This is a genomic window from Aequorivita xiaoshiensis, assembly GCF_022008395.1.
Lineage (GTDB): Bacteria > Bacteroidota > Bacteroidia > Flavobacteriales > Flavobacteriaceae > Aequorivita > Aequorivita xiaoshiensis.
The window spans coordinates 87,900-101,645 of sequence record NZ_JAIRBB010000005.1 but is presented as its reverse complement, the minus strand read 5'-3'; the positions used below and the strand labels follow the sequence as shown (position 1 = coordinate 101,645).

General features: G+C 33.8%; 14 protein-coding genes. 8 read left to right on the top strand and 6 right to left on the bottom strand.

Annotation, left to right across the window (positions count from 1 at the left end):
- The 4 genes from K8344_RS07950 to purB all read left to right on the top strand — a co-directional run bounded on the left by K8344_RS07950 (position 1) and on the right by purB (position 6,032).
- Positions 1-1,440 carry an LptF/LptG family permease gene (locus K8344_RS07950; protein ID WP_237608202.1) on the top strand — a complete coding sequence of 480 codons (1,440 nt, stop codon included), beginning with the start codon at positions 1-3 and terminating at the stop codon, positions 1,438-1,440.
- Between the two features lie 114 nt (positions 1,441-1,554).
- A complete protein-coding gene (gene ribB / locus K8344_RS07945) occupies positions 1,555-2,703 on the top strand; it encodes a 3,4-dihydroxy-2-butanone-4-phosphate synthase (RefSeq protein WP_237608201.1) in 1,149 nt (382 codons plus the stop codon).
- 144 nt (positions 2,704-2,847) lie between these two features.
- The gene (locus K8344_RS07940) at positions 2,848-4,491 is read left to right on the top strand and encodes an acyl-CoA carboxylase subunit beta (protein ID WP_237608200.1); all 1,644 of its coding nucleotides are present in this window, start codon (positions 2,848-2,850) and stop codon (positions 4,489-4,491) included.
- Between the two features lie 197 nt (positions 4,492-4,688).
- Positions 4,689-6,032: an adenylosuccinate lyase gene (purB, locus tag K8344_RS07935; RefSeq protein WP_237608199.1), complete on the top strand. Its 1,344-nt coding sequence runs from the start codon at positions 4,689-4,691 to the stop codon at positions 6,030-6,032.
- Positions 6,033-6,108: 76 nt separating this feature from the next.
- Here the strand turns inward: purB and K8344_RS07930 are convergent, their stop codons facing one another.
- The 4 genes from K8344_RS07930 to K8344_RS07915 are packed head-to-tail and all read right to left on the bottom strand — an operon-like array spanning position 6,109 to position 8,164.
- Positions 6,109-6,648, bottom strand: a complete 540-nt coding sequence (locus K8344_RS07930; protein WP_237608198.1) for a DUF4252 domain-containing protein — start codon at positions 6,646-6,648, stop codon at positions 6,109-6,111.
- A gap of 1 nt (position 6,649) precedes the next feature.
- Positions 6,650-7,189 (bottom strand): DUF4252 domain-containing protein, encoded by a 540-nt coding sequence (locus K8344_RS07925; protein ID WP_237608197.1) that lies wholly within the window; start codon positions 7,187-7,189, stop codon positions 6,650-6,652.
- Positions 7,190-7,230: 41 nt separating this feature from the next.
- Complete coding sequence (locus K8344_RS07920; RefSeq protein ID WP_237608196.1) at positions 7,231-7,671, bottom strand: hypothetical protein; 441 nt, start codon at positions 7,669-7,671, stop codon at positions 7,231-7,233.
- Positions 7,658-8,164, bottom strand: coding sequence for an RNA polymerase sigma factor (locus K8344_RS07915; protein ID WP_237608195.1), 507 nt, complete (start codon positions 8,162-8,164; stop codon positions 7,658-7,660). Before K8344_RS07915 ends, K8344_RS07920 begins: the two co-directional genes overlap by 14 nt.
- A 193-nt stretch (positions 8,165-8,357) precedes the next feature.
- On the opposite strand from K8344_RS07915, the gene K8344_RS07910 reads away from it, so the two are divergent.
- Entirely contained in the window at positions 8,358-9,752 is a 1,395-nt protein-coding gene (locus tag K8344_RS07910) for a S41 family peptidase (protein ID WP_237608194.1), read from the top strand.
- A gap of 56 nt (positions 9,753-9,808) precedes the next feature.
- Here the strand turns inward: K8344_RS07910 and K8344_RS07905 are convergent, their stop codons facing one another.
- Positions 9,809-10,006, bottom strand: coding sequence for a hypothetical protein (locus K8344_RS07905; RefSeq protein WP_165149786.1), 198 nt, complete (start codon positions 10,004-10,006; stop codon positions 9,809-9,811).
- Positions 10,007-10,195: 189 nt separating this feature from the next.
- Positions 10,196-10,648: a DUF4442 domain-containing protein gene (locus K8344_RS07900; protein WP_237608193.1), complete on the bottom strand. Its 453-nt coding sequence runs from the start codon at positions 10,646-10,648 to the stop codon at positions 10,196-10,198.
- 363 nt (positions 10,649-11,011) lie between these two features.
- Here K8344_RS07900 and K8344_RS07895 point away from each other — a divergent pair, with 363 nt between their 5' ends.
- The 3 genes from K8344_RS07895 (at position 11,012) to K8344_RS07885 (ending at position 13,708) form a co-directional block, all read left to right on the top strand.
- Positions 11,012-11,512: a DUF4870 domain-containing protein gene (locus tag K8344_RS07895; protein ID WP_237608192.1), complete on the top strand. Its 501-nt coding sequence runs from the start codon at positions 11,012-11,014 to the stop codon at positions 11,510-11,512.
- Between the two features lie 166 nt (positions 11,513-11,678).
- The gene (locus K8344_RS07890) at positions 11,679-12,017 is read left to right on the top strand and encodes a PadR family transcriptional regulator (protein ID WP_237608191.1); all 339 of its coding nucleotides are present in this window, start codon (positions 11,679-11,681) and stop codon (positions 12,015-12,017) included.
- The gene (locus K8344_RS07885; protein ID WP_237608190.1) at positions 12,014-13,708 is read left to right on the top strand and encodes a PspC domain-containing protein; all 1,695 of its coding nucleotides are present in this window, start codon (positions 12,014-12,016) and stop codon (positions 13,706-13,708) included. Before K8344_RS07890 ends, K8344_RS07885 begins: the two co-directional genes overlap by 4 nt.
- The last annotated feature ends 38 nt before the right edge of the window (positions 13,709-13,746 follow it).

Below are 13,746 nucleotides of genomic sequence, written 5' to 3'. Positions count from 1 at the left end.
GTGAAGATACTTGACAGGTACATATTAGTAACATTTTTGAAGACGTTTATAAGCGTCTTCATTATTTTAATGTTCATTTTTGTACTACAAACCATTTGGCTCTACATTTCCGAACTTGCAGGTAAAGACCTTGACTTTTGGATTGTAATGAAGTTTCTTTGGTTTGTATCTCCACGATTAATACCCTTAGTGCTCCCACTTACTGTTTTGGTAACTTCCTTAATGGTTTTTGGGAGTTTTGCTGAAAAGTATGAGTTTGCCGCCATGAAATCTACTGGGATTTCTCTGCAGCGAGCTATGGGAAGTGTAATAGGTTTTATAGGAATTCTTGCTATTACTGCATTTTTCTTCGCTAACAATGTTATACCTTATTCCGAATATAAATGGCAAAATTTAAGACGAAATATTTCTCAGTTTAAACCATCTATGGTTATTGCTGAAGGACAATTTAGTCAGATTGGAGATTTGTTTAACATAAAGGTGGAAAAGAAAACTGGTGACCGTGGTCAATTTTTAGAAGATGTTGTAATACATAAGAAAAATGAAGATAGACCTACGGGTAACTTTACTGTTATTATTGCAAATAAGGGTGAGTTAGCAAGTGAAGAAGGAAGTAACACACTTTCCTTAATTCTGAAGGAAGGAAACTATTACGAAGAAATTCAATCAAAAAAACCTGCCACCAAAAAGAGACAACCTTTTGCTAAAAGCTACTTTGAAGAATACTCAATAAATATTGACCTTACCGAGTTGAATGAAAAAGATATTGATAAAGACAACAATATCGACAACCAGAATATGTATAACAGTAGCGAATTAAGAGTTGAAATAGATTCGCTTTCTAAGAGTTATTCAAAGGATATTGAATCGTACACTAAAAATATGTACTACCGCAGTGGAATTGAAAAATTCAATGATATTAAGGTTGACGACTCTTCTGTTCCTCCTGCTATTAATAGCATATTAGAAATTTACAATCCTACTCATCAACATCAAATTATAAAATTAGCTTTAAACAATGCCAAAGGCACTGTTCAAGCGATAGACGCGAAAAAGGTTGAATTCAGGAACAAAACAAAGCGACTTAATAAAACAGAAATAGCCTTACACGAAAAATATGTTTTAGGATTCGCCTGTATCATTCTCTTCTTTGTAGGTGCTCCGCTTGGTGCTATTATCCGAAAAGGTGGAATGGGACTGCCGATGGTTGTAGCTATTCTGCTATTTTTAACCTATCATTTTATTGGTATTTTTGCTAAAAATAGTGCTGAAGATGGAACGATGCACCCATTTATTGCTACTTGGTTAAGTACCGCAATTATGTTCCCATTAAGCATATGGCTAACCTATAGAGCTACTACTGATCAAGGGATATTCGACTTCGATTCATTTATTCAACGGATTGGACGTTTGTTCAATCTTGTTAAGAAAAAGAAGTAGGTTTTCAACCAGTTTCGTTAGGATTCACATCATTTTTAATCCGAATAAAGAATACCTCTTTCTCATGTTTAGTTATGGGCGTTTCCATTATCTTTGCACTCACAATTTTAAGCTATGATTTCTACAAATAAAGAAAATTCCATTCAACTCAACACTATAGAAGAAGCCATTGAGGATATCCGCAAGGGTAAAATAATTATTGTTGTTGATGATGAGAACAGAGAAAATGAAGGTGATTTTATTGCCGCTGCCGAAATGGTATCGCCAGAAATGATAAATTTTATGGCCACTCACGGTAGAGGGCTTATTTGCGCATCTTTAACTGAAGAAAGATGTAACGAACTTGAATTGAACATGATGGTTGAAAACAACACTGTTTTGCATCATACTCAATTTACAGTATCTGTAGATTTAATTGGCCATGGTTGTACTACAGGAATTTCGGTTCACGACAGAGCAAAAACCATCAAAGCTTTAGTAGATGAAAATACTAAGAGTCACGATTTAGGTAGGCCCGGACATATTTTTCCATTACGCGCTAAAGAAGGTGGTGTATTAAGAAGAACAGGTCACACCGAAGCTGCTATAGATTTAGCTAGACTTGCTGGCTTAAAACCTGCAGGGATTTTAGTTGAAATCTTAAATGAAGATGGTACAATGGCAAGACTTCCTCAACTTATGGAAGTTGCTAAAAAATTTGACTTAAAACTTATTTCTATTGAAGATTTAGTGAAGTACCGAATGGAACACGATTCTTTAATTGAGAAAAAAGAAGATTTTAAAATCAATACTAAGTTTGGAGAATTTAGACTTAGAGCTTACAAACAAACAACAAACGATCAAATACATATTGCACTTACCAAAGGAAACTGGAAAGAAAACGAACCTGTTTTGGTTAGAGTAAATGCTACCTTAGTTAACAGTGATATTCTAGGAACCTTAACCAACAATGCAGAGCAGAAATTGGATGACATGTTTAACGTGATTAACAAGGAAGGGAAAGGTGCTATTGTATTTATCAATCAGCAAAGCCAATCTTTAAACCTTTTAAGCCGTTTGAAGGATTTAAAAGAAAAACAAAAGCCAAATGAAATTGCTAAAGCTCCAAGAATTGAAATGGACAACAAAGATTTCGGAATTGGCGCACAGATTCTTCATGATTTAGGTATTCATAAAATTCGTTTGATTTCAAATAGCGAACAAACGAAACGTGTAGGAATGATTGGTTACGGTTTAGAAATCAAAGAATACGTTTCATACTAAACCTTTCATTTACATGAAACCAACAAATAGAGCTGTCCACCTATTTTAAAGTTCGTTTTCATTAAATTACTTCAAAATAAAGTTTTCAGAGTATTCAAAACATTTTAAAGGCATTTTGTATTTTAGCCAAAACACCAATTAATAATGGATTTAGACTTCAATAAAAACGAAGACCACAATAAACTACTGGTTTCAGATTTAAAAAATAAACTTGCCAAAGTTAAGCTTGGTGGGGGTAAAAAAAGAATAGAAAAACAACACGCTCAAGGTAAGTTGACTGCCCGCGAACGTATTGATTACCTCCTAGACCAAAACAGCCCAAGTATAGAAATTGGTGCATTTGTTGGTGATGAAATGTACGAGGAATACGGCGGCGCACCAAGTGCTGGAGTAGTTGTGAAAATTGGTTATGTAAAGAAAAAACAATGTATAGTTGTTGCCAATGATGCAACTGTAAAAGCTGGAGCTTGGTTCCCTATTACAGCTAAGAAAAACTTACGCGCACAAGAAATTGCAATAGAAAACAGACTTCCTATCATTTACTTAGTGGATAGTGCAGGAGTATTCCTACCAATGCAAGATGAAATTTTTCCAGACAAAGAGCATTTCGGCCGTATATTTAGAAACAATGCAGTAATGAGTAGCATGGGTATTACTCAAATTTCTGCTGTTATGGGAAGTTGCGTTGCTGGTGGTGCTTACCTTCCAATTATGAGTGATGAAGCTTTAATCGTGGATAAAACAGGTAGTATCTTTTTGGCAGGAAGTTATCTTGTAAAAGCTGCTATAGGCGAAAGCATCGATAACGAAACTTTGGGTGGTGCTACTACTCACTGTGAAATTAGTGGAGTTACAGATTACAAGATGAAAGATGATAAAGAAGCTTTAGACACTATTAAAAATATTATGTCTAAAATTGGTTCTTTTGAAAAAGCTGGATTTAATCGCGAAAAAGCTGTAAAACCAAAAGAAAACCCTCAAGATATATACGGTATTTTACCTAAGTCTAGAAGTGAACAATACGATATGCGTGAAATCATTAAACGTCTTGTAGACGATAGTGAATTTCAAGAATACAAAGAAGGCTACGGACAAACCATCTTAACCGGATACGCAAGAATTGATGGTTGGGCAGTAGGTATAGTGGCTAACCAACGAACTTTGGTGAAAACTACAAAAGCTAAAACTAAACCTAGCGAAATGCAGTTTGGTGGAGTTATATATAGTGATAGTGCAGATAAAGCAACTCGTTTTATCGCTAACTGCAACCAAAAGAAAATTCCATTAGTTTTCTTACAAGACGTAACAGGATTTATGGTTGGTAGTAAAAGCGAACATGGCGGAATTATTAAAGATGGCGCCAAAATGGTTAATGCTGTAAGTAACAGTGTTGTTCCTAAGTTTACCATAGTAATAGGAAATAGTTACGGTGCAGGAAACTACGCCATGTGTGGAAAAGCTTACGACCCTCGATTAATTGTTGCTTGGCCTAGTGCTGAATTAGCAGTAATGAGTGGTAATAGTGCAGCAAAAGTACTTTTACAAATTGAAACCGCTTCACTAAAAAAACAAGGAAAAGAAATTACAGAAGAAGTAGAAAAAGAGCTTTACGATAAAATAAAAGCGCGTTACGACAAGCAAATTTCTCCTTATTACGCAGCTGCGAGATTGTGGACAGATGCTGTAATCGATCCTTTAGATACAAGAAAATGGATTTCTATGGGAATTGAAGCAGCAGACCACTCACCTATTACAAAACCATTTAATCTTGGAGTTCTTCAAGTGTAAAAGTCTAGTTTAATTACAGTAATAAACTTTACAAACATTATGGCTCCGATTCGTAAAAAACTGAATCGGAGTCTTTTATTTATATAAATAACAGCCAAGTGAACTTTTATCCTTTAATTTAAAGAATCTTAATAGATAATCTCACACCAAAAACATGCTTGCATTTTGTATATTTGCAACTTAAATTTTTTGAACCTATGAATTTCAAGGCACTACAAGCTATTTCACCTATAGACGGTAGATATACCAATCAAACATCTAGTCTTATTCCTTATTTCTCAGAAGAGGCGCTGATTCGTTATCGCGTACTTATTGAAATTGAATATTTTATCGCGTTAGTTGAATTAGATCTACCGCAACTAAAAGATTTTGATAGATCTCTTTTTAATAAACTTCGTGCCCTTTATAAAGATTTTTCGGTTGAAGATGCCCTAAAAATTAAGGAGACAGAGAAAGTAACAAACCACGATGTAAAAGCTGTTGAATATTTTATAAAAGAAAAATTTGATAATCTAAACCTTCAAGAATATAAAGAGTTTATTCATTTTGGACTAACCTCTCAAGATATAAACAACACTGCTATTCCGCTTTCTATTAAAGATGCGATTGTAGAGGCCTATACTCCACTTTTAAATGAATTGTTAGACAACCTTAAAAAACTAGCTAAAGAATGGGCAGATGTGCCTATGCTTGCCCGGACTCATGGACAAGCAGCTTCACCTACTCGCTTAGGAAAAGAACTAGATGTTTTTGTTGTTCGAATTGAAGAGCAGTTCGAAATTCTAAAGAATATTAAAAACGCCGCTAAATTTGGTGGTGCTACAGGAAATTACAATGCTCATAAAGTAGCATACCCAAATACAGATTGGCTTTCTTTTGGAAAAAAATTGGTTCAAGATACTCTTGGCTTACACCATTCTTTCCCAACCACTCAAATTGAGCACTATGACCATATGGCTGGGCTATTTGATTGTTTAAAGCGAATTAATACCATAATTATCGATTTGGACAGAGACATCTGGACTTATGTATCTATGGATTACTTCAAACAAAAAATTAAAGAAGGTGAAGTGGGAAGTAGCGCAATGCCACATAAAGTAAACCCAATCGATTTTGAAAATAGCGAAGGAAACTTAGGAATTGCAAACGCAATTTTTGAACACCTTGCAGCTAAATTACCTGTTAGTAGACTTCAGCGTGACTTGACCGACAGCACTGTGTTGCGCAATGTTGGCGTTCCTTTAGGACATACTTTTATCGCATTTAAATCTACACTTAAGGGTCTAAATAAGTTATTACTGAACGAACCTAAGTTTAAACAGGATTTAGAAAACAATTGGGCTGTAGTAGCTGAAGCGATTCAAACAATTTTAAGACGTGAGGGGTACCCCAACCCTTATGAGGCATTAAAAGGATTGACACGTACCAACGAACAAATAAATAAAGATTCTATGGCCAACTTTATAGAAACCTTAGATGTTCCTGAAAGCGTTAAAGAAGAGATGAGACAAATTACTCCAAGTAACTATACTGGAATTTAATATTCTACTTATAAAAGTAAAAAGGCTTCATCACAATTGCGATGAAGCCTTTTTAGCTTTATCAACCTACTGAAAATTAGTCTTTAAATATTTCACCTAAACCGCTAAACTTCGAAAAGTCTAAATCATTTTTATCAGCTCCTTTCACAAGTTTAAAAATTTCATCCGGACGCATATCATCCCCTAGAATTCTCAAAACCGCAAATCCACGATTGTCGTCGCTTGCAAAAACAATTAATTCATTAATAGCATCTTCTTCCCCAGTAAATTTTATAGTTGCATCCCACTGATCGTTATTAAATCTCGCAAGCTCCTTATATTGATCTTGGCGAAGAATTTGTTTAACCTCAATACGTTCACTTTCATAATTTACAGAATCACCACTAGATAAGGGATACGCTACAATATTTACTTTCTTAATTGTACTTAAAGTCTTTTTCTCTTCATCGGTAAAAGTGTTCTCCTTTCCTTGTAATAAACTTGCTGCAAGATCCATCTTTACAAAAAGTTCATCGTCTTGCTTTTCTACAAAGTATTTCTGAAGTGATTTTTCCGAGCACGAAACCAGAGTTAAGGCAACCAAAATTATAGATAGTGAATATTTAAGATATTTCATATTATTGTTTTTTAGCTTTATCAAGATCTTTCAATAATTCACTTCCAGGAACTTTTAAATCCTGCGTAAGTTTTGAAATTCTTTTTAAATCGATATTTCCAGTTATACTCATAATTACAGTAGTAGGTTTGCCATCTACCACTCCGTCAAGGTTCATTAGAAGTTCGCTAACATAGTTTTCATTTTGTCCTTCTTTGCTATAGAATTTCACATTTGTTCCTTCATCTTTTACACGCATAAGCTCACCTAGATTTTTTGAGCTACTTATGTACTTCGCAACAGTTTCATTCATCTTTTTTGCCGTTGCTGGATTTTCGGTGGTATAGATTTTAATATAGTCTAAATCGTTAACCATTTTTAAATACGCCTGAGCTTCTGGATCGCTTGAGTCTAAATCCATTTTACTCAATAATTTAAACATGTTTTTAGTTACAATTACAGATGTAACATTTTTCTCATCCTCTAAAAAGTCGAATGCATTTTGAGCTCCCGAAATAAATGGCGCAATAACTAGCGCTATTAATATTGCTGTTTTTTTCATAGTATATTTATTTTCGATTGTTGTTTCAAATTGTTTATCGTTTATTCAAATACTTTATCTTTTGCATTGCCAAATTGATTTACTAACGTAAGTCGCTCTGCGCCTTTATTAAGATTTTGTGAAAGAAGCAACATTGCTTTTTTACTCTCTTCAAAAGCAGCTAAAGCTTCTTTTTCTTCAGGTGTTAACTCATTGGATTGAGAAAAATAAACTCCTCCAACCAAAAAGGATAAAACCAATATTGCTACAGCTATATATTTCAAGTTTGTAAATGCCGCTGTTTCAGGTTTTGGCAAATTAATCTCTTGCTGAAAACGCTCCTTATGAGCTGCCTCTATACCTACAAAAATCGGTTTGTATTGAAGCAAATGTGTTGGCACATTTTCATTGAGAAAATAATCTCTAAGAATTTTCTCATCTTTTAAATTTGTTTCACCTTCAAAATAGGCATCAAGTAACTGTTCTATCTTAGCCAATTCCATAGTTATATTTTTTAATCATCAAATTTCTAACCTTTTTTCGAGCTCGGGATAATGCTACCCTAATTGCTGTTTCGTTGCTGTCCAATATCTTCGCTATTTCTGAAAATTCAAGTTGCTCAACATCGCGTAACTGAATAACAATTCGCTCTTGTTCTGGTAGATCTTCAAGAATTTTCAAAACCATAGCTACACCTTCATTTGCTTCTAAGTTACGCTCAATATTTCCACTTGTAGGAAAATTGGTGTGCACTAACTTCAAATTTGAAGCTTGTTTCGACTTCAACCTATCCAAACAAAAATTCTTTGTCATCGTCATTGCGAAAGCCTCAACATTGCCATAATTTTTAATATTTGTCTTTGCTTTCCACAATTTTAAATACACTTCTTGTACCGCATCTTCAGCTTCATCATTAGAAATCAAAATTCTTTTAGCTAAGCGATAGAGCTTATCCTTAAAAGGGGAAACGATTTCTAAAAATTCTACCTGATTCATAATCTACGCTTAGTATTTTGGTGCTCTATTTAAAAGACGAGTCAATTGAAAAAATGTTACTTTAATTTAATGATGATTTATTAAAACATTACATACCATTTTATAAACATCGGTCCTAAATGTTTATTTTTATCATTACAATATAATTCTTAATTTATTAGTTTTTATAACACTACGCCTATAAACCTTTTTTATGAAAATAAAACATTTTGCTGCAGTCCTAATGAGTTCGTTTCTTTTAGCTTCCTGTTTTAAGGATATGGATGATACCTTACAAACGGCTACTACGCTAGATATTCAAAATTTTGTATATCGTGGACTTAATTATTACTACCTCTATAAAGAGGATACACCAGAATTAGCGAATGACGCCTTTGCAAATAATGCTGAGAAAAATAATTTTTTAAAAACCTACGACTCTCCTGAATCTCTGTTCGCCTATTTAAAATCGTCGCAAGATCGATTCAGTAATCTATTTGATGACTACAATGTTATCGAAAATGCTTTAAACGGAATTTCCTTGAGCAATGGTATGGAATACGGCTTAGTTTATTATCCCGATGACAGCAACAATGTATTTGGATATGTACGTTATGTTCTTCCTAATACGGATGCCGAAGACAAGGAGTTAACGAGAGGAGATATCTTCACAACAATTGATGGACAACAACTAAATGACAACAACTACCAAGAATTATTATCAAGTGAAAGTTATACCATTGGCTTAGCAACTTATAATGGAACCGAATTTTTACCAACCGGAGAAACTGTTCAATTAACAAAAAACCAATACACTGAAAACCCAGTACATATAGCAAAAACCTTAGACGTTAATGGGCGCAAAATTGGTTATTTAATGTATAATTCGTTTACAAGGAATTATGATGTAGAACTTAATAATGCTTTTGGTGAATTTCAAGCCGAAGGAGTTACCGATTTAGTTTTAGACTTACGTTACAACGGTGGTGGATCTGTAGAAACTGCAACAGATCTAGCTAGCATGATTACAGGTCAATTTAACGGTGAATTGTTTTATCAGGAGTTCTGGAATGAAGACAGACAAGAAGAAAGAGCTGAAAATGGCTTATTCGACAACCAAATCAGTAATGGCTCTAGTACTAATAGTTTAAATCTAAACAAAGTGTATATCCTTACAACGAAACGTTCTGCTTCGGCAAGTGAATTGGTTTTAAACGGACTTGATCCATATATAAACACTGTACAAATTGGCGATACTACTACTGGAAAATTCCAAGCTTCGTTTTTACTTTACGACGCTCCGGCGCCCAGCTTTAGTAAACAACTTTCAGACCCTAGCCATACGTATTGCATGCTTCCACTAGTGTTTAAAACTGCAAATAAAAACGGCCATACCGACTTTATAGATGGATTGGCTCCAGATATTTATTTAAAAGAAAATTATTTAAATCTAGGGCAACTTGGCGATATTGATGAACCTTTATTAGCCCAAGCATTGCAAGATATAGCAGGAAGACCTGCGCCACTTCAAAAAAATGAGATTGAATTAAATGAATTTACCGATGGGAATGTTTGCTCACCTATGTATGGTAAGATGATTGGAAATTAAAATTATAGATGTAGTAATGTAATAAATCCCTCTTAAATTAAGAGGGATTTATTTTTTCATGTATTTAAATACATTAAACATTTATCGAGTTGGGGGTTCTGCTTGATAAGCGAATCAATCCACAATTTTAATTCCTCAATTTCATAAGGAAGTAAACGGGTTAACGCTTTTTTCAATTCTTTGCAGAACAAATTGACATCAAAACTGACTTTTGCAAGTACAGCTTTGGTATAATCAAACATTGCTCTTGCCATAGCTAATTAAAATTTAATAAATTAGATTAGGTAGAAGTTTAATCAATACGCGAAGGGTTTATTTTTAAATTCAAACTAAATATAAGAATTATAAGTCATCTAAAATTGTTTCTATAGGAGATTAACACTGTTAAAGATTTGTTAACTCAAAATTACCAAGGCTAACCCTTTACTATTCGGGAGATTAAATCATTTTACTTTTAGCGTCCACTCAAATTCAAATATAGAAACCGTATCTCCCTTCGAGTCTTTTCCTTCAGATTTCATCCAAATAGTTTGACCATCACCTGTAGCAATCGTTTTTTTAATTGCGTCATCTATTTTATCCCCATCATTACAATGAAACATAATTCTACCCTTTGCTTTCTTGGTGAAAGTAGCTTTATTATTTAGCACTAACATAGAAATCCCTTTGTTGCTTTTTTTAATTTTATCCATCACCATTGCTCCAGTACTCAATTCGGCAGCTATACCTTGAACAGCCCAAAACATTGAATTAAAGGGATTTTGATTTATCCATCGGTGTTTTACAGAGGTGACACATGTAGTATCTGTAATCGATTTTACTCGTACACCTGTAAAGTAAGCAGAAGGAAGCTTGAATAATAAAAATGAATTGATTTTACTCGGACTTAGTTTCATCAGAAGAATATTTTACACGAATATATTGATAAAAATAGTTTTATAGTTCTGTAAAATTAAAAACAAGTTTTTTATCCGTTGAAAATATCGTGTAGATCTATTTATTGCTATCTATGAATTTTACCACCTTACTTCAATTATTCTATTTAAGTTACTTTATCTCCTCAACATTTGATGAACACCTAGAAACACAAGCTTCAAGGCAACTATAATATTTCAAAACCCTAATATCCACCAACATAATTAATTTATTTAAACGTTTAAAAATCACATCCACTACTGTTAAAAAAATGTTAATTATAGTACTATGCGTAACATACTACTGTCTTTTAGACATATATTTGCATAAGACAATGTCAAGCTATGGAAACTACAATAACAGAAAATCAAAAAAATACGAGTGTTTTTATACACCTATCAACATTTTTAAAATACTTTTTCCCTTTTGCGAACTTTATAGCTCCTTTATTAATATGGACTTTTAATAAGGAACAAGCGTTTATAGATGATCATGGTAAACAAGCCATCAATTTTCAGTTAAGCACTTTATTATATACTATACTAATAGGACTTTTATGTCTGCCTTTAATTATAATCTTTGCTTCAGATATTATTTCGTTAGCAGAAAGCATCAATCTTAATGACGGCATGTTTTCCATCAACAACATTCAAAATTTATCTGGATATCTCTTATTGGTTAGCCTTGTAATAATAATGTTTCTGGCATTATTCGTTTTTGAAATTTACGCTGTAATCAACGCTTCTATTCACGCTTCACGCGGACAATTATATAAGTACCCACTTAACATTCCATTTATAAAAACTAACAGCCAAAAAATACATCAAGATGAGCACAATAGTTAATTTTCTTTTGGCTGCTACGATTCTATTTTTGGGAATTAGTACGCCAATACATAAGGAGTATGATGTGGCTTTGACTAATCAACAATGCCAAGAACAAACAAGCGCACTCCCCTATTCAATAATCATCAATAACGAACATGAGTTACACAAAACAAATAATTAAGAAATGAAAATCGAAAACACAAAAGCGCAGATGCGAAAAGGGGTTTTGGAGTTTTGTATCCTATCCATCCTAAAGGACGGCGAGGCCTATACTTCAGATATTCTTGAAACCTTAAAAGACGCAAAAATGCTTGTCGTGGAAGGTACAATATATCCGCTGCTCACAAGGCTTAAAAATGCTGGATTACTTGCTTATCGCTGGGAAGAATCTACCGGCGGACCACCACGTAAGTATTATAGCCTTACCGAAAAAGGTAAATTATTTTTAACCGAATTGAGCAACACCTGGAGCGAACTGCAACAGGCCGTAACCATAGTAACCAGCGAAAAAAACAAAAAATGAACAAGACAGTAAACATAAATTTGGCAGGCACTTCTTTTTATATAGATGAAGATGCCTTTGAGAAGCTTTCACGCTACCTAGACGCCATTAGAAAGTCGCTAAAAGGTGCTGATGGAAGAGAAGAAATAATGCAGGATATTGAAGCACGTATCGGAGAACTTTTCCTTGAAAAAGTCAAGAATCAAACTCAGGTTATTACGCAACAAACGCTAGATGAAGTAATTGCTATTATGGGACAGCCTGAAGATTATGAGGTTGACGATGAGATATTTGAAGATGCAAATTCCGATGCTTCATACAGCAATAGCAATACACGCAAACAACTATTTCGAGATATAGACAATAAGTTTATATCGGGGGTATCCTCAGGTATAGGTCATTATATAGGAATAGACCCTATATGGATTAGACTACTGTGGGTTCTGTTGGTGGTTGCAGGCTTAGGATCTCCAATATTAGTATATATTTTATTGTGGATATTAGTTCCTGCGGCGGTCACAACGTCTGATAAGCTGAAAATGAAAGGCGAGCCAGTGAACATTTCGAACATCGAAAGAAAGTTTAAAGAGGGTTTTGATAATGTGACAGATCGCGTAAAAAACGTCGATTACGACAAATATGGAAATAAGATAAAAACAGGTACCACGGGTTTCTTCGATTCCTTGGGAAACGTATTCGTCGGTCTTTTTAAAGTATTCGTAAAGTTTATCGGAATTATGATAATCATAATTTCATTATTCACACTTATCAGCTTAATAATTGGATTTTTTACCTTCGGGTCTATCGATTATTGGGGTAATAATGAAATAACGGAATACATTACAATGGTCGACACTACAAATGGATTAATGTGGCTAGTAGCACTATTATCATTACTCGCTATAGGGATACCGTTTTTTGCACTCTTTGTTTTGGGATTAAAGTTGTTGATAAGCAACTTAAAATCCATGAATTCAACAGTTAAAATACTACTTATTGTAGTTTGGGCATTGTCGATAATTGGATTGGCAGTAATCGGCATCAAGCAGGCAACCGAAAAAGCGTATGATGGTAATTTTATTCAAGAGCAAGCCCTATTAATTAAAACAGACGATACCTTACAGATATCAATGCGAGCTAATAAAGCTTTCAGTTATGAAGTTAGGCAGGATAGCGATTGGGAATTAAAGTACGATGAGAATGAGAAGCAGATTATCTATTCGACTGATATTTCTTTAAACATTAAAACTTCAAAAGATACAATTGGTAAAATAGTTATCGAAAAAGCTGCAGAAGGTAGTAATCACCTGAATGCAAAAAAGCGAGCCGAAGCCATTTCATATAATTATACTGTTGAAAATAACACTTTAATTCTTGATGGTTATTTTACTACAGATACGGCAAATAAATTTCGTGATCAAGAAATTGATATAACTATTTATCTACCTGAAGGAACTGTAATAAATCCAGATGAAACAATTCATTCTTACATAAAATACAATACAGAGTTAAACGAGATAAAACAATGGAGTAATGATGAACATTATTTCAGAGTATTAAAAGATTCATTTGAATGCTTGGACTGTCAATCACTTGAAGAATCTAAGAATGCTACCGATTCAACTAAAATCATAAATATTGAAATGGACTCTGTTTCAGCCCCTAAAAAGAACTGGGAGGAAGAGGTAAAAGAAGATTTCAAAAACATTTAACAGTCTAATACAACGTCTATTTCTTATTTAAACAATTA

Excerpts from the sequence above, each read along its gene's own strand:
- ribB (WP_237608201.1), top strand. The coding sequence starts at position 1,555 with ATGATTTCTACAAATAAAGAAAATTCCATTCAACTCAACACTATAGAA.
- K8344_RS07940 (WP_237608200.1), top strand. The coding sequence starts at position 2,848 with ATGGATTTAGACTTCAATAAAAACGAAGACCACAATAAACTACTGGTT.
- purB (WP_237608199.1), top strand. The coding sequence starts at position 4,689 with ATGAATTTCAAGGCACTACAAGCTATTTCACCTATAGACGGTAGATAT.
- K8344_RS07930 (WP_237608198.1), bottom strand. The coding sequence starts at position 6,648 with ATGAAATATCTTAAATATTCACTATCTATAATTTTGGTTGCCTTAACT.
- K8344_RS07925 (WP_237608197.1), bottom strand. The coding sequence starts at position 7,189 with ATGAAAAAAACAGCAATATTAATAGCGCTAGTTATTGCGCCATTTATT.
- K8344_RS07920 (WP_237608196.1), bottom strand. The coding sequence starts at position 7,671 with ATGGAATTGGCTAAGATAGAACAGTTACTTGATGCCTATTTTGAAGGT.
- K8344_RS07915 (WP_237608195.1), bottom strand. The coding sequence starts at position 8,164 with ATGAATCAGGTAGAATTTTTAGAAATCGTTTCCCCTTTTAAGGATAAG.
- K8344_RS07910 (WP_237608194.1), top strand. The coding sequence starts at position 8,358 with ATGAAAATAAAACATTTTGCTGCAGTCCTAATGAGTTCGTTTCTTTTA.
- K8344_RS07905 (WP_165149786.1), bottom strand. The coding sequence starts at position 10,006 with ATGGCAAGAGCAATGTTTGATTATACCAAAGCTGTACTTGCAAAAGTC.
- K8344_RS07900 (WP_237608193.1), bottom strand. The coding sequence starts at position 10,648 with ATGAAACTAAGTCCGAGTAAAATCAATTCATTTTTATTATTCAAGCTT.
- K8344_RS07895 (WP_237608192.1), top strand. The coding sequence starts at position 11,012 with ATGGAAACTACAATAACAGAAAATCAAAAAAATACGAGTGTTTTTATA.
- K8344_RS07890 (WP_237608191.1), top strand. The coding sequence starts at position 11,679 with ATGAAAATCGAAAACACAAAAGCGCAGATGCGAAAAGGGGTTTTGGAG.
- K8344_RS07885 (WP_237608190.1), top strand. The coding sequence starts at position 12,014 with ATGAACAAGACAGTAAACATAAATTTGGCAGGCACTTCTTTTTATATA.